The sequence below is a fragment of the Amycolatopsis sp. NPDC005961 genome (genome assembly GCF_040629235.1).
Lineage (GTDB): Bacteria > Actinomycetota > Actinomycetes > Mycobacteriales > Pseudonocardiaceae > Amycolatopsis > Amycolatopsis camponoti.
Genome location: NZ_JBEXVF010000017.1, coordinates 81,264 through 96,439 on the forward strand (window position 1 = coordinate 81,264; position 15,176 = coordinate 96,439).

General features: G+C 71.0%; 12 protein-coding genes. 7 read left to right on the forward strand and 5 right to left on the reverse strand.

What is annotated here, in order from left to right; genetic code table 11:
- Positions 1 to 82: 82 nt before the first annotated feature.
- From ABZ342_RS18050 to ABZ342_RS18060, 3 genes are all read left to right on the forward strand, one after another.
- Entirely contained in the window at positions 83 to 286 is a 204-nt protein-coding gene (locus tag ABZ342_RS18050; RefSeq protein WP_004558414.1) for a cold-shock protein, read from the forward strand.
- A gap of 292 nt (positions 287 to 578) precedes the next feature.
- Complete coding sequence (locus ABZ342_RS18055; protein ID WP_360474114.1) at positions 579 to 1,511, forward strand: acyl-CoA desaturase; 933 nt, start codon at positions 579 to 581, stop codon at positions 1,509 to 1,511.
- 56 nt (positions 1,512 to 1,567) lie between these two features.
- Positions 1,568 to 2,110, forward strand: coding sequence for a polysaccharide deacetylase family protein (locus ABZ342_RS18060; protein WP_360474116.1), 543 nt, complete (start codon positions 1,568 to 1,570; stop codon positions 2,108 to 2,110).
- On the opposite strand, the gene ABZ342_RS18065 is transcribed toward ABZ342_RS18060, so the two are convergent.
- Positions 2,100 to 3,116, reverse strand: coding sequence for an endo-1,4-beta-xylanase (locus tag ABZ342_RS18065; RefSeq protein ID WP_360474118.1), 1,017 nt, complete (start codon positions 3,114 to 3,116; stop codon positions 2,100 to 2,102). The genes ABZ342_RS18060 and ABZ342_RS18065 overlap by 11 nt on opposite strands.
- A gap of 69 nt (positions 3,117 to 3,185) precedes the next feature.
- On the opposite strand from ABZ342_RS18065, the gene ABZ342_RS18070 reads away from it, so the two are divergent.
- On the forward strand, positions 3,186 to 4,256 hold the full coding sequence (locus ABZ342_RS18070) for a LacI family DNA-binding transcriptional regulator (RefSeq protein ID WP_155543832.1): 1,071 nt from the start codon (positions 3,186 to 3,188) through the stop codon (positions 4,254 to 4,256).
- Positions 4,257 to 4,271: 15 nt separating this feature from the next.
- On the opposite strand, the gene ABZ342_RS18075 is transcribed toward ABZ342_RS18070, so the two are convergent.
- Genes ABZ342_RS18075 through ABZ342_RS18090 form a run of 4 tightly spaced genes read right to left on the reverse strand, consistent with a single transcriptional unit; the run spans position 4,272 to position 10,386 of the window.
- Complete coding sequence (locus ABZ342_RS18075) at positions 4,272 to 7,286, reverse strand: glycosyl hydrolase 115 family protein (RefSeq protein ID WP_360474120.1); 3,015 nt, start codon at positions 7,284 to 7,286, stop codon at positions 4,272 to 4,274.
- Between the two features lie 15 nt (positions 7,287 to 7,301).
- A complete protein-coding gene (locus ABZ342_RS18080) occupies positions 7,302 to 8,126 on the reverse strand; it encodes a carbohydrate ABC transporter permease (protein ID WP_360474122.1) in 825 nt (274 codons plus the stop codon).
- Complete coding sequence (locus tag ABZ342_RS18085) at positions 8,126 to 9,094, reverse strand: sugar ABC transporter permease (RefSeq protein WP_155543829.1); 969 nt, start codon at positions 9,092 to 9,094, stop codon at positions 8,126 to 8,128. The genes ABZ342_RS18080 and ABZ342_RS18085 overlap by 1 nt, the downstream gene beginning before the upstream one ends.
- Positions 9,091 to 10,386: an extracellular solute-binding protein gene (locus tag ABZ342_RS18090; protein WP_360474124.1), complete on the reverse strand. Its 1,296-nt coding sequence runs from the start codon at positions 10,384 to 10,386 to the stop codon at positions 9,091 to 9,093. The genes ABZ342_RS18085 and ABZ342_RS18090 overlap by 4 nt, the downstream gene beginning before the upstream one ends.
- A gap of 134 nt (positions 10,387 to 10,520) precedes the next feature.
- On the opposite strand from ABZ342_RS18090, the gene ABZ342_RS18095 reads away from it, so the two are divergent.
- The 3 genes from ABZ342_RS18095 (at position 10,521) to ABZ342_RS18105 (ending at position 15,105) form a co-directional block, all read left to right on the forward strand.
- Positions 10,521 to 11,531, forward strand: coding sequence for a LacI family DNA-binding transcriptional regulator (locus tag ABZ342_RS18095; RefSeq protein ID WP_360474126.1), 1,011 nt, complete (start codon positions 10,521 to 10,523; stop codon positions 11,529 to 11,531).
- Positions 11,532 to 11,593: 62 nt separating this feature from the next.
- Positions 11,594 to 13,891 (forward strand): glycoside hydrolase family 3 N-terminal domain-containing protein, encoded by a 2,298-nt coding sequence (locus ABZ342_RS18100; protein WP_155543827.1) that lies wholly within the window; start codon positions 11,594 to 11,596, stop codon positions 13,889 to 13,891.
- The gene (locus ABZ342_RS18105; protein WP_360474128.1) at positions 13,888 to 15,105 is read left to right on the forward strand and encodes an SGNH/GDSL hydrolase family protein; all 1,218 of its coding nucleotides are present in this window, start codon (positions 13,888 to 13,890) and stop codon (positions 15,103 to 15,105) included. Before ABZ342_RS18100 ends, ABZ342_RS18105 begins: the two co-directional genes overlap by 4 nt.
- The last annotated feature ends 71 nt before the right edge of the window (positions 15,106 to 15,176 follow it).

The following is a 15,176-nucleotide window of genomic DNA, read 5'->3' on the forward strand; positions in this document are numbered from 1 at the left end:
GGGACCGGCAATGGGAGGATGGTCCCGAGACCGGGCGTCCGAACGGGACGTCCAGGCTCACTAAAAAAGAGTAGGTATGGGTATGGCTCAGGGCAGTGTCAAGTGGTTCAACGGCGAAAAGGGCTTCGGCTTCATCGCGCAGGACGGCGGGGGTCCGGACGTGTTCGTCCACTACTCCGAGATCCAGGGCAGCGGCTTCAAGTCGCTCGACGAGGGTCAGCGCGTGGAGTTCGAAATCGGCCAGGGCCAGAAGGGCCCGCAGGCCCAGCGCGTCAGCGTCATCTGAGCCACGAGGCATCCTGAAGGCCCTCGCCCCCACCGGGGCGGGGGCCTTTCTCGTGCGCGGCCACACTGCGGATTCACAACGGTCCGGTAACGTAGGCGGGGTCGAGAGCTTTTTCGAGTGCCGGTGTCCCGCCGGTCCCACTCCCGACCCAGGCCACCCGAGGCCGATCGCCGACAGGAGCGGCGACGTGCCGGCCCCCACCGCAGACCGCAGACCGCCGGGTGTTTCCCGCTCCCCGGCCCCCCGTGCGTGAGCCCCGCTCCGCGCGCGATGACTTCGAAACGAGTAGTGCATGACAGCCTCCGTGAAGGCTCGACCTTCCGTCCCCAAACCCGTGCTCTCCGGCCGCCAGACCGTGGCCGAGCTGATCACCATCCGCACGTTCCTGCTGGTCCCGTTCCTCGCGCTCGCCGCGGCCGTCCCGGTGTTCTGGGGCTGGGGCGTCAGCTGGCTCGACCTCACCATCGGCGGCGCGTTCTTCGTGGTGTCGACGCTCGGCATCACCGTCGGCTACCACCGCTACTTCACCCACGGCGCGTTCCGCGCGAAGCGGGCGCTGCGGATCGCCCTGGCCATCGCCGGCGGCCTCGCGGCGCAGGGCCCGGTGATCGGCTGGGTCGCCGACCACCGCCGTCACCACGCGTTCTCCGACCGCGAGGGCGACCCGCACTCGCCGTGGCTGTTCGGTACGTCACCGGTCGCGCTCGCCCGCGGCTTCTGGCACGCCCACATGGGCTGGCTCTTCGGACGTGACAAGACCAACGTCGACCGCTTCGCCCCCGACCTGGAGCGCGACCGCGACATGCGTGTCGTCGACCGCCTCTTCCCGCTGTGGGTCGTGCTGAGCCTGCTGCTGCCGCCCCTGCTCGGCGGGCTGATCACCCTGTCCTGGTGGGGTGCGCTCACCGCGTTCCTCTGGGCCGGCCTGGCCCGCATCTCGTTCCAGCACCACGTCACGTGGTCGGTGAACTCGATCTGCCACATGATCGGCGAGCGCCCGTTCGCCAGCCGCGACCGTTCGGCGAACTTCTGGCCGCTGGCGATCCTGTCGATGGGCGAGTCCTGGCACAACACCCACCACGCGGACCCGACGTCGGCCCGCCACGGCGCGATGCGGGGGCAGATCGACATCTCGGCCCGGGTGATCTGGGCGTTCGAGAAGCTCGGCTGGGCGTGGAACGTCCGGTGGCCGACCGCCAAGCGGCTGGCCGCGCTGGCCCGCTGACGAAAGCACGCCGAAAGTCCTTGCCCCTCGCGGCCGTACCGGGTGACCGTCGCCGGATGGACACCGTGGCGCTGACCTTCGACGACGGCCCGTACCCCGCGACGACGCCGGCCCTGCTGGCCGCGCTCGGCGGGGTGCGGGCCACGTTCTTCCTGTGGGGCGAGCACGCCGCGGCGCACCCGGACCTGGTCCGGGCGATCGCCGCGGCGGGGCACACGATCGGCAACCACACCTGGACGCACCCACACCTCACCGGGCTGGCCGCCGAGGCCCGTGACCAGGAGATCCGGCGGACGCAGGACCTCCTGGTCACGCTGACCGGACTGCGCCCGGCGCTGTTCCGGCCGCCCTACGGCGACACGGACGACGCCGTCCGGACGACCGCCGCCGAGCACGAGCTCACCGAGGTGCTGTGGACCGTCGACACCCGCGACTGGGCGGGGGCCCCGGCGGACGAGGTCGAGGCCGCGGCGTCGCGAGCCGAGCCGGGCGGCGTCGTCCTGATGCACGAAGGCCGCCCGGCGACGGTCGAAGCGGTACCCCGGATCCTCGCGGCCCTCGCCGCCCGCGGCCTGCGCCCGGTCCCGATCAGGGGTTGATGCGCAGGTACGCCGGCTTCGGCCGGAGGTTCTCGTCGAACAGGCAGGCCGCGCCCTCGCCCGGGAAGACGTCCGGGACCCACGAGTGCCGGTCCGTGAAGCCCCACGTCGTGAACTCGACGCAGCGCCGGACCGCCTGGCAGCCGTCCCACAAGCGGTCGAAGTAGCTCGCCTGCGTGTCGAGCTTCGCCGCGTCGGGCGGGGTCGGGATCCGGACGTCGGCTTCGGTGATCGCGACGTCCACGCCGAGCTTCGTCAGCCGGGCCAGGTTCTCGCGGTACTCCCCCGGGAAGCCGTACTGGATCGACAGGTGCGCCTGGACCCCGACGCCTCCGATCGGGACGCCCTGCCGCTTGAGGGTCTTCACCAGGTCGTACACCGCGTCGCTCTTCGGGTTGCGGCCTTCGATGTTGTAGTCGTTGATGTACAGCGTCGCGGACGGGTCGGCCGCGTGCGCCCAGCGGAAGACGTCGGCGACGAAGCCGTCGCCGAGCTTCTGCCGGAAGACGGTGTCGCGGCGCGTTCCGTCCTCGTTGAACAGCTCGTTGACGACGTCCCAGGCGCGGATCTTTCCCTTGTACCGCTTGACTTCCGTGGTGATGTGGTCGCGCAGGACGCGCCGCAGCTCGGCGGCGGGCAGCGCGGCCACCCAGTCCGGCAGCTGGGAGTGCCAGACGAGCGTGTGACCGCGGACGGTCTTGTGGTGCGTTTGCGCGTACCGGACGATCGCGTCGGCGCCCGACCAGTCGTACTGGCCGCGAACGGCTTCGACCGTGCCCCATTTCATCTCGTTCTCGGGCGTCACGTTGTCGAATTCCCGGGTGAGGACGGCCCGGTAATCGGCTTCGTCCGCCAAGTAGGACGCCGCCACCGCACTGCCGACGTAGCGATGGGTGATGTCTTTCAGCGGAACGGCCGCGGAAGCCGCGGGCGCCTGCCACACGGCAATGCCCGTGACGACCGCGACCGCCAGCAGGGCGCGTTTAATAGGAATACTTCGCAGCATCTCTTTCCTCCGTTTTCCGAAAGTTTCGAGGTGTGTCAAACCGGGTTTCGATGACCTAGAATCTCCTTCATGACAACGACGTCCGATGATCCCGAGCCCCTCACGTCCCGGATCACCATCGCCCGGATCGCCGCCGAGACCGGGGTTTCCGTTCCGACTGTTTCGAAAGTGCTCAACGGCCGCCCCGACGTCGCGGAAAGCACCCGCGCCCGAGTGGAAGCGGTCATCGGGAAATACGGTTACCGCCGTCGCGCCGACGAACGTTCCCGCCGTTCGCGACTGCTGGAACTGATGTTCCACGAACTCGAAAGCACGTGGGCGCTCGAAATCATCCGCGGGGTCGAGTGCGTCGCCCGCGAAAACGGAATGGCGGTCGTGCTCGCGGAATCGTCCGGCCGGCACACGCCCGGGCAGAGCTGGCTGGAAAGCGTGCTGGCGCGACGGCCGGTCGGCATCGTTTCGGTGTGTTCGGACTTCACCGGCGGGCAGCTGGCGAAGCTGCGGGCCCGCGACATCCCGCTCGTCGTGGTCGACCCGGCCGGCGCGCCGGGTCCGGAGACGCCCTCGATCGGGGCCACGAACTGGCAGGGCGGGCTGACCGCCACCCGGCACCTGGTGGAGCTGGGGCACCGCCGGATCGCGATGATCGGCGGGCCGGACGGGGTGCTGTGCAGCCGAGCCCGGATCGACGGCTACCGCACGGCGCTGGAGACGGCCGGCCTGGCCTTCGACCCGGCACTGGTCCGCCGCGGCGACTTCCACGTCCGGTCGGGTTATCGCGAGCTGGCGTCATTGCTGACCCTCCCGGACCGCCCGACGGCGGTGTTCGCGGGCAGCGACCTGCAGGCACTGGGGGTGTACGAGGCCGCGCGCGACGCGGGGCTGCGCATCCCGGACGACCTGAGCGTGATCGGCTTCGACGACCTGCCGGTGGCCCGCTGGCTGACCCCGGAGCTGACCACGATCCGGCAGCCCCTGCAGGAGATGGCGGCCGCGGGGGCGCGGCTGGCGATTTCGCTGGCCCGGGGGACGCACCCGGAGAGCCACCGGCTGGAGCTGGCGACGAGCCTGGTGGTCCGCCACAGCACGGCCGCCCCGGCGCACCGGGGGAACGGCGCGCTGGCCGGCGGACGGAGGTAGCGAAGAGCGGCCCGCTCATCCCGGCCACCGCAGGCTCTCCGGCGGCCCCAGGTAGCTCGGCCGCAGGCCACCCGTGTCGACCACCAGCTTCCGGAGCACCACCACCGGGTCGACCATCCACACCTTGAGCACGTGGGGGCCCGCCTCCTCGACCACGTGCCGGGTCGAAGTCAGGTTCACGTTGTCCGACGTCGTCCGCTCCCACTGGCGGTTCATCGTCATGTCGTCGGCGCCCGTGGCCTTCGTGATGTTCACGACCTGCGGTGCGGCGTCGTCGAACGACATCGCGTACCGCAGCCCGTCCCCCGGCAGCACGTTCGAACGCGGCGAAAGGTACGCCCACACCGTCACCGAGCCGGCCGTGAACAGCGCCATCCGGTACTCCAGCCGCGGCCCCGCACCCGCCGCCCGGCTCGCCGCCGTCACCGGGAACGGGGTCATGCCCAGGTCCGGGACCGCCCGCCAGGATGCGTCCGGGGATCCGACGTTCGCCGAAAAGTGCGCAGCCTCCATCGACACGTAGCCGCCGGCCTCGACGAACCCGCGCCGCCACGACGGCGGCGCCGAGCGGTGCGCCACCACCGCGTCCACCACCACCGACTCCCCCGCCCCCGACACCGTGATCGGCACGGTCGTCACGCCCTTCGGCGCCCGGCTCCAGTCGATCCGCACGGTCATCCGCAGCTCCTCCCCCACCCGGCCGCCACGCGGCTCGACCAGCACCCACGGCGCGTCGACGGAAACCTGGCAGCGGAACGGCGTCCGGCCCCGGTTGACCACGTCGATGTACTGGGCCGGCGCGGTCTGGAACGGGCTGAACTCCGGCAGCACCGGACGTCCCGCCGCGCCCGGCCACACCTGCGCGGACCCGTCCACCGCGACACCCAGCGAAGCCTCGACCGGCAGCGAAAGCCGCCGCACCGCGGGAAAGATGACGTCCGGCAGCGCGACGTTGTTCAGTTCCGGCTGCTGCCAGGGCGCGTTCGGGCCGTAGCGGGCGACGTCGCCGTAGTCGATGTGCGGCTGGGTCTGGAATCCCTTCCACTTGCCGCCCGCGATGCCGGTGTTGTACTTCTCGGCCAGCGCGAGGTCGTCGGCGAACCGCGCCTCGGTGACGGCGGCGAGCCCGTTCGCCGACGCGCGTCCCTGTGCCGCGTACAGCAGGTTCGTGAACTCGGCGCGCCGCAGGGCGTAGAGGTTCGCCGACGCCGTCACCTCGTACAGCACCAGTTCGTAGAACGCGTCACGATGATCGGCGGGCACCCGCGCCGAGATCCGCGTCGCCCGTGCGGCCAGCTCCCGCCATTCGTCGGTCACCCGGTCCAGTTCCCGGTAGTCGACCAGGCTGAACGGCGTCGCCTGGTCGTCGTAGACGATCGTGCCGTCAGGCTGGAGGGTGATCCGCCGGTTGAGCAGCTCCGGCTTCCGGCGGGACTGCAGCCGCCCGTAGTCGTGCAGCACCCCGGCGATGTCCGACGCCAGAGCCGGACCGAAGTTCGTCGCGGCGAACTGGCGTTCCCAGGTGGACAGCCGCTCGACCGGGAGCACCGAAGGGTCCCACGCGTAGTCGAGGAAGAACTGCAGCGGCAGCTCGTTGCCCTTCATGTCCCCGACGTTGGCCACCCACAGCCGGTCGTTCCCGTAGGAGATCGCCTGGTGCAGCTGCTCCCAGGTGTTCGCGAGCAGGGCCGTGTCGACCCACTTGTAGTTGCGGCCGCCGCCGACGTAGTCGAAGTGGTAGTACAGCCCGTACCCGCCGGGGTGCGGCGGCAGCGAGAGGTCCGGGTGCTTGCGGATGTTGCCCCAGTTGTCGTCGGTGAACACCACGATGACGTCGTCGGGCGGGCGCAGGCCCTGCGCCCAGTAGCGCAGGACCTCCTTGTACAGCGTCCACACCTGCGGGACGTCCGTGCTCAGCTCGCGCGCGAGGATCTCGCGTTCCGCCGCGATGATCTCCCGCATCAGCTCGATGCCGTCGCCGTCGGGCAGGCTGACGTCGCCGTTGCCGCGCATGCCGAGCGTGACGACGCCCTCGAAGCCTTCGCGGGCCATCCGGCGGATGCCGTCGGTCCAGTACGCCTTGATCGCCTCGCCGTTGCGGCGGAAGCTCCACTCGCCCGTGCCGCCGTACGGGTCGTGGCCGGGTGTCGTGATGGTCCCCGCGGAGTCGCGGACCGCGGGGACGGCGTGCCGGTTCCACTCCTCGATCCCGCGCATCATCGGCGCCTCGTGCGAGGTGCCCATCACGATGCCGTACTCCCGGGCCGTCGCGTGGTTGAGCGGGTCGTCCTCGGCGAACGCGCGCCCCCACACCGCCGGCCACAGGTAGTTGGCCCGCAGCCGGAGCATCGTCTCGAAGACCTTGGCGAAGAACAGGTGGTTGAAGCCGTTCGGGAAGCCGGGCGCGAGACCGGGCCCGAAGTACGCGGGCGCCCAGGTGCCGAGGGCCGGGTTCTCGTCGTTGATGAAGAACCCGCGGTACTTCACGTGCGGGGTCCCGAGGCTGAACCGTTCCCGCGGGAGGTGCAGTTCCGCGCTCCGGGCGGGCGGGACGTCGGCCCACCAGTACCACGGCGAGACGCCGATCCGCCGCGAGACCTCGTAGACGCCGTAGATCACGCCGCGCTGGTCGCTCCCGGTGAGGACCAGCCGTCCGTCGACGACCTGGCTGAGCGACGTCTCCCACTTCCCGGTGATGTCACGGACATCCAGGCGGCCCGCGGTGACCAGCGAGTCGACCGACGGGCTGTGGCCGAGGGTCCCGACCACGACGACCGGCCCGCCGGCGGGAGCCACGTCGGTCACGACCGGCCGGACGCCGGTGACGCGTTCGACGTCGGCGGCCAGGTCTCCGGCGACCCGGCGGACCCCCGGCAGATCGCCGGGATCCACCACGATCGTCGCGGCCTTTCCCTTTGACACCAACGGGAACCCGGTCCCGGCTTCGGCGAGGCCCGGCCGGGCGACGGACCCCGCCCCGGCTGCGGCGAGCAACTGCAAGAAGGCACGACGGTGTACCTCGGACGGCACGGCAGACCTCCTGAGTCAGCCCTTCACGGATCCGGTCAGCCCGCCGACGATGCGCCGTTCGGCGAGCACGAAGAACGCGAGTGCCGGGATCATCGACAGCGCGGTGAACGCGAGCACGCGGGCGGTGTCCTGGGAGTACTGGGACTGGAACGTGGCGACGCCGAGCGGGAGCGTGAAGTGCGCGGAGTCGTTGAACACGAGCAGCGGCAGCAGGTAGGCGTTCCAGCTCGTCACGAAGGCGAGAACGGCGACCGTGGTGAGCGCCGGTGTCGAGAGCGGCAGCAGGATGCGCCAGAAGAACCCCAGCCGGCTCGCGCCGTCGAGCACGGCCGCGTCCTCGATCTCGCCGGGGATGGCGTGCATGAACGGCCGCAGGATCACGATCGTCACCGGCAGTGAGAACGCCGCCTCCGGGATCGCCACGCCCCAGAAGCTCTCGAGCATGCCCAGCTGGCGCAGCCACAGGTACAGCGGCAGCGTCGCCACGGTCAGCGGGAACAGCAGGCCGAGCGTGAACAGGGTGTACAGGCCTTCCCGGCCCTTGAACTGGTACCGCGACAGCGCGTACCCGGCCATCGAGCCCAGCCCGACGGCGACCGCGGTCGCGATCACGGCGATCAGCGCGCTGTTGCCGAGGAACCCCCAGAACGCGCTCGTACCGAGGACCGACGCGTAGTTGTCCGTGATCCACGGTCCGGGCAGCCCGGCCGGGTCGTTGTTGAGCTGGGCGTTGCTGCGGAACCCGCCGAGCACGACGAACAGCAGCGGGACGACGGTCACCCCGAGCACGACGATCGCCGCGAGGTAGCCCACCGACAGGCCGAACCGGCGTGAACGCATCAGCCCACCATCCTCGTCAGGGCGCCCTGGGTGTCGCGGCGGAGCGCGAACCGCTGGTACAGCAGGGCGAACACGAAGCAGATGACGAACAGGATCACCGCCACCGCGGAGCCGAACCCGAATTCGTAGCGCTTGAAGCCGTGGTCGACCAGGTAGGTCGCCATCGTCGTCGACGCGTTCGCCGGGCCGCCCGTCGTCATGATCCAGACGACGTCGAACAGCTGGAGCGATCCGATCACCGAGAGGAAGATCCAGATCCGGATGGTCGGCCCGAGCAGCGGCAGCACGACGTGGCGGGTGGTCTGCCAGGCCGACGCGCCGTCGAGCGCGGCGGCTTCGCGCAGCTCCGCGGGCACGCCTTGCAGACCGGCCAGCAGCAGGATGATGCCGAAGCCGATGTACTTCCAGGTGATCACCGCGAACATCGTGTAGAGCACGATGCCCGGGTCGGCCAGCCAGTTGTGGATCAGGCCGCCGAGCCCGGCGCCCTTGAGCACCTGGTCGGCGAACCCGTTGGGCTGCAGCATCAGCACCCAGATCACCGCGGTGATCGCCTCGGAAAGCACGTACGGCGCGAACACCAGCGCGCGCAGCACCGCGCGGCCGCGCAGCTTTCGGTTGAGCAGCATCGCCAGCCCGATCGACAGCGGCAGCTGCACCACGATCGAAAGTCCCGCGATGATCAGGTTGTGCACGATGGCGCTTTGGAACACCGACCCGCTGAAGGCGTCGGCGTAGTTGTCGAAGCCGATGAACTTGTCGAGCGGGCCGAAGCCGTTCCACTTGAACAGGCTGTAGAAGGCGGCGATCCCGATCGGCACCAGGACGAACCCGGCGAACAGCAGCAGGGCCGGCCCGAGCAGCAGCGCCAGCTCGAGCCGTTTGCGCAGGCTCGGACGTTTCTTCCGGGCGGGGACCGCCGGTGCGGACGGCCGTGCCGTCCGCACCGGGGTCGTCGCCGTGGTCACTTGTTGCCCGCCGCGGCCTGGTTGACGGCGGCCACGATGCCTTCGGGGGTGCCCTGGCCGGCGAACATGTTGGCCACCGCGTCGTTCAGCGCGGCGCCGACCGCGGTCGGGAACGCCCGGTCGAAGTACATCTGCAGGTACGGCGCCTTCGTGCCGTAGTCGTAGACGGCCCGCAGCGTGTCGGTCTTCAGCGACTTGGCCGCGACGGTGTTGACGGGCAGTCCGGCCCCCTGGGCCGCGAGCTGCGTCTGCACCGGTTCACTGCCCAGGTACTGCAGGAAGTCCGCGCACGCCTTCGACGCGCGAGTGGTGCAGGCGAAGCCGTCACCGCCGCCGAGCACGGCCGCCGGGTCGCCCTGGCCACCCGCCACCGACGGGAACGGGAACCAGCCGACCTTCGAGTCCAGCTGCTTGTCGTCGGTCAACGACGACATGGTGCCGGGTTCCCAGTCGCCCTGCAGCTCCATCGCGGCCTTGCCGTTGGCGACGAGGCCGGCGGAGCTGCCCGCGCCCTGCTGGGCCGGGGTGCCGGCGAATCCGGTCTGGAAGGGCTGCGTGGCCAGGAACGTCTTCAGGTCCTGCCCGGCCTTCGTCCAGCACGGGTCTTCGAGCTTGACCGCCTTCACCGACTGCTTGAGCACGTCGATCGAGCATTCGCGGATGGCGAAGTAGTTGTAGTAGAAGGCGTCGGGCCAGCGGTCCTTGCCGCCGACGGAGATCGGCGCGATGCTCTTGGCCTTCAGCTGCGTGACGGCGGCGTTCAGCTCGTCCATCGTCTTCGGCGGGGTGGTGATCCCCGCCTGCTGGAACAGGTCCTTGCGGTACCAGAACCCGACGAAGTGCTGCTCGAACGGCACCCCGTACTGCTTGCCGTCGACCTGCCAGTTCTCGCCGAACTTGCCGGTGGTCTGGGTGATCCACGGCTTCGTGGCGTCGGTGATGTCGGCGACCTTGCCCGAGGTGATCTGCGAGGCGAGGTCACCGGCGCCCCAGGACTGGTAGACGTCCGGCGGCTCGGCTCCCTGCAGCGCGAGCGGGACCTTGGTGGGGAAGTCCTCGTTCTGCAGCGGCTGGGCCTTGATCGTGACGTCGGGGTGCGCCTGGTGGTAGTCGGCGACGACCTTCTCCCAGATCGACTTGATCGGGTCGGTGGTTCCGTTGTGCCACCAGGTGAGGGTGACCGGACCGCTCGGCTGCGCGGGTGCGTCGCTCCCCCCGCTGCACGCGGAGAGCGCGAGCGGCACGACGGCCGCCAGGGCGGCGAGAACGGGGATCCGGCGTTTGACAGACATCGTGGGTCCACTCCTGACGACTTCGGCCGAGTAGGACGGGGCGCGACGGCACCCGGGTTGGCGAAGAGTTTGCTCCCGGGCAAATCGGATGTCAATCGTTGTCGATAACGTTTTACATGGCTAGTCTGAGCCCCATGCAGCCCAGTTCGAGGGTGACCATCCGTGACGTCGCGGCCCACGCCGGCGTCTCGGTGGCCACAGTTTCCAAGGTGATCAACGAGCGCTACGGCGTCTCCGCCGCGACGCTCGCGAAGGTCCGCGCGGTGATCGAAGAGCTCGGGTACGAAGCGAGTCTCGTGGCGCAGAGCCTGAGAAACCACCGGACCAACGTGATCGGGATCCTGGTCGCCGACCTCGAACCGTTCTCCACCGAGCTGCTCAAAGGCGCCGCGGACGCCATCCGCGGCAGCGGGTTCGAGCTCGTCGTCTACTCCGCCGGTGGGCGCACCGGTGACCCGAAGGGCTGGGAAAAGCGTTACCTGTCCAGGCTTTCCGGCACTCTCGTCGACGGCGCCGTCCTCGTCACGCCCGCCGTCTCGCTCGAAGCCGTGCCCGGCACGCCGGTCGTCGCGGTCGACCCGCACACCGGGCCGTCGCACCTGCCGACCATCGACTCGGACAACCTCCGCGGCGCGCAGCTGGCCACCGAGCACCTCCTCGACCTGGGGCACCGGCGGATCGCCTTCCTCGCCGGCCGCCCCGACCTCGAATCGGCGTCGCTGCGCAAGGCGGGCTACCTGCGGGCCCTCGACGCCGCGGGCGTGCCGGCCGACGAGAACCTGATCCGGATCGGCGCCTACGACCCGGAGGTTTCCGCGGCGTCGGCGCACGACCTGCTGACCGGCCCGGACCGCCCCACCGCGGTGTTCGCCGCGAACGACATCTCGGCCATCGCGACCGTCGGCGCGGCCCGCGAGCTGGGGCTTTCCGTGCCCGACGACCTTTCCGTGGTCGGCTTCGACAACGTCCCCGAATCCGCGCTCTGCAGCCCGCCACTGACCACAGTGGACCAGCCGATCCGCGAGATGGGCCACCGGGCGATCCGCATGCTCATCGCGCTGATCAACGGCGACGAGGTCGAGCGCACCCACATCACCCTCGACACCGGCCTGGTGGTGCGCAGCTCGACCCGGGCCCTCTCCTGATCCTGTGACATCCGGAAGCTTCGCGTCCCGGAAGCTCACCTCCTGACGAAGGGCGGAAAGCCTTGACCACGCAGCCTGCCGCGGCCCCCGAGCCGTGGCGAGACCCCGCGGCCGACCCGGGCGAACGCGTCCGCGCCCTGATGGCGCGCATGACGCTGCGCGAAAAGCTCGCCCAGCTCTACGGCGTCTGGGTCGGCATCGACGCCGGCGGGGAGATGGCGCCGCACCAGCACGACTTCGTCGACGCCGCGGTCGACCTCGACGACCTGGTCCGCCACGGCATCGGGCAGCTGACCCGCGTCTTCGGCACCCGGCCGGTCGACCCGCTGATCGGGGCGCACAGCCTCGCGCGCAGGCAGCGCCAGATCGTCTCCAGCAACCGGTTCGGCATCCCCGCCCTCGTCCACGAGGAATGCCTGACCGGGCTGGCCGCGTGGCAGGCGACGATCTACCCCGCGCCGCTGTCCTGGGGTGCGACGTTCGACCCGGACCTCGTGCGCCGGATGGCCGCGCGGATCGGGCAGACCATGCGGGGACTGGGCGTGCACCAGGGCCTCGCGCCGGTCCTCGACGTCGCGCGGGACCTGCGGTGGGGCCGCGTCGAAGAGACCATCGGCGAAGATCCGTACCTGGTCGGCACGATCGGCAGCGCGTACGTCGCCGGGCTCGAGTCGGCCGGCGTGATCTCGACGTTGAAGCACTTCGTCGGGTACTCCGCCTCGCGTGCCGGGCGCAACCTGGCCCCGGTTTCGGCCGGGCCGCGGGAGGTCGCGGACGTCCTGCTCCCGCCGTTCGAGCTCGCGCTGCGCGCCGGCGCACGGTCGGTGATGAGCGCCTACAACGACACCGACGGCGTGCCGGCCGCCGCCGATACGACACTGCTGACGGGCCTGCTGCGCGACACCTACGGCTTCACCGGCACGGTCGTCGCCGACTACTTCGGCGTGGCGTTCCTGCACCGGCTGCACGGCGTCGCGGCCGACCGGGCCGACGCGGCCGGGCAGGCGCTGACCGCGGGCGTCGACGTGGAGCTGCCCACGATGGACTGCTACGGCGAGCCGCTGCTCGCCGCGGTGGAAGGGGGCGCGGTCGACGCCGCCGCTGTCGACCGCGCCCTCGAGCGCGTGCTGCGCCAGAAGTGCGAACTGGGCCTGCTCGACGCGGACTGGGCACCCGAGGTGCCCGAGGAGGTCGACCTCGACGACGCCGCGTCGCGCTCGCTCGCCCGCGAGGTGGCCGAGAAGTCGATCGTGCTGGCGCACAACGACGGGACACTGCCGCTGGCTCCCGGCGCCCGGGTCGCCGTCGTCGGGCCGCGCGCCGACACGGCGGGTGCGATGCTCGGCTGCTACTCGTTCCCGCTGCACGTCGGCGTCCACCACCCGGACGTCCCGTTCGGCGTCACGGTGCCGACGGTGGCGGAGGCGCTGCGGTCGTCCTTCGACGTCACGTACGCGCTGGGCTGCCCGGTCGTCGGCGGGGACGACGCCGGGATCGAGGAAGCGGTGGCGGCGTGCGCCGACGCGTCCGTCTGCGTGGCCGTCCTGGGTGACCGGGCGGGCCTGTTCGGCGGCGGGACGTCCGGGGAAGGCTGCGACGCGCCCGACCTGCGGCTGCCGGGCCGGCAGGAGGAGTTGCTGGAAGCTCTGCTGGCCACCGGCAAGCCGGTCGTGCTGGTCCTGCTCTCCGGGCGCCCGTACGAGCTTTCGCGGCAGATCGACCGGCTGGCCGCGGTGATCTGCGGTTTCTACCCCGGCGAAGAGGGCGCTCCGGCGCTCGAAGGTGTCCTCAGTGGACGGATCGACCCGTCGGGCCGGCTGCCGGTGAGCTTCCCGGCGGCCGGCGCGAGCCAGCCCTCGACGTACCTCGCCGCGCCGCTCGGCCGCCGCAGCGAGGTGAGCACGGTCGACCCGACGGCACTGTTCCCGTTCGGCCACGGGCTGTCGTACGCGCCGGTGACCTGGGTCGACGTGAGCGCGACGGGGTCCCTGTGGCCGACCGACGGCGTGTGCCGGGTCCGGGTGACCCTGCGCAACGACCACTCCCGGCCCGCATCGGAGGTCGTCCAGGTGTACCTGCACGACCCGGTGGCGGAGGTCGCGCGCCCCGAGCGCCAGCTGATCGCGGCCCGCCGGGTCTCGCTGGAGCCGGGCGCGACGGTCGTCGTCGACATCGGCCTGCACGCGGACCTGACGTCGTACACGGGCCGGGACGGACGGCGCCTGGTCGACCCCGGCGACGTCGAACTGCGCGTCGGGACTTCGAGCGAGCAGTTCGTCGCGACCCTGCACTGCACGCTCACCGGGTCACGCCGTCACGTCGGCTTCGACCGCGTCCTGGCGCCGGAGTTCGGGTCGTGAGACGGACTTCGCTGGTCGTCGTCCTGGCCGTCCTGACCGCGTTGTTCGTGGGTGCGTCCGGGCGCCCGCCCGCGTCGCACTGGGTCGCGACGTGGACGTCGATGCCGCAGCTGACCGAGCCGTCGAACCTGCCGCCGGCGCCATACACGGGCGCCGACCGGGTGCTGGACAACGCTTCCCTGCGGCAGACGGCGCACGTGTCGGCCGGCGGGCCCCGGATCCGCCTGCGGTTCTCGAACGCCTTCGGCGGGGCACCGCTGCCCCTTTCGGCCGTCACGGTCGCGCGGCCGCTCGACGGGCGCGCCGGGGTTTCGGCGGTGGTGCCCGGCAGCGTGCTGCCGGTGACGTTCCACGGCAAGCCGTCGACGACGGTGCCGATGGGCGCGCAGGTGGTGTCGGACCCGCTGCCGTTCCCGGTGCGTCCCTTCGAGAACATCACGGTGACGGCGTACCTGGCGCACGGCCAGGGATCGCTGTCGATCACGTCCCACCCGGGCTCCCGCACGACGTCGTACCTGGTGCCGGGCGACCAGGTGGCCGCCGCGGACCTGACCGGCGCGACGCCGGTGGACCACTGGTACTTCCTGAGCGGCATCGAGGTCCTGTCCCCCGCGCCGGCGGTGGCGGTGATCGGCGATTCGCTGTCCGACGGCCGCGGTTCGACGACCAACGGCAACGACCGCTGGCCCGACGTCCTGGCGTCGCGGCTGTCGTCCGCGGTGGTCAACCAGGCCGCGGGCGGCAACCGGGTGCTGCAGGACGGTCTCGGCCCGAACGTCCTGGCCCGCTTGGACCGCGATCTGCTGGCCCAGAGCGGGGTTTCGCGGGCGATCGTGTTCGAGGGGATCAACGACCTCGGCACGGCGGCCCCCGAGGCGGCGGCGTCCACGGCGGCCGACCTGATCGACGCGTACGACCAGATCCTGACCCGCGCCCACGCGGCCGGCATCCAGGTGTACGGCGCGACACTGACCCCGTTCGGCGGCAACTCCGCTTACGACTCCCCGGAACGCGAGGCGGCTCGGACAGTGGTGAACACGTGGATCCGCGGTCACTTCGACGCGGTCCTGGACTTCGACCGCGTGGTCCGCGACCCGGCAGCCCCGGCCCGCCTGCTGCCGGCCTACGACGTCGGCGACCACCTGCACCTGAACCCGGCGGGGTATCGCGCTTTGGGCACGAGCGTTCCCGCCGGGCTATTCCGGAATGACTGACGGAATGCCCACTGGCCGGAAAGTGGACAATTCCTGGACGTCATTTCCGCGTCGGCATCACTGATCGCTCA

Bases quoted from the DNA above. Each gene is read 5' to 3' on its own strand.
- ABZ342_RS18050 (WP_004558414.1), top strand. From the start codon at position 83: ATGGCTCAGGGCAGTGTCAAGTGGTTCAACGGCGAAAAGGGCTTCGGC.
- ABZ342_RS18055 (WP_360474114.1), top strand. From the start codon at position 579: ATGACAGCCTCCGTGAAGGCTCGACCTTCCGTCCCCAAACCCGTGCTC.
- ABZ342_RS18060 (WP_360474116.1), top strand. From the start codon at position 1,568: ATGGACACCGTGGCGCTGACCTTCGACGACGGCCCGTACCCCGCGACG.
- ABZ342_RS18065 (WP_360474118.1), bottom strand. From the start codon at position 3,116: ATGCTGCGAAGTATTCCTATTAAACGCGCCCTGCTGGCGGTCGCGGTC.
- ABZ342_RS18070 (WP_155543832.1), top strand. From the start codon at position 3,186: ATGACAACGACGTCCGATGATCCCGAGCCCCTCACGTCCCGGATCACC.
- ABZ342_RS18080 (WP_360474122.1), bottom strand. From the start codon at position 8,126: ATGCGTTCACGCCGGTTCGGCCTGTCGGTGGGCTACCTCGCGGCGATC.
- ABZ342_RS18090 (WP_360474124.1), bottom strand. From the start codon at position 10,386: ATGTCTGTCAAACGCCGGATCCCCGTTCTCGCCGCCCTGGCGGCCGTC.
- ABZ342_RS18095 (WP_360474126.1), top strand. From the start codon at position 10,521: ATGCAGCCCAGTTCGAGGGTGACCATCCGTGACGTCGCGGCCCACGCC.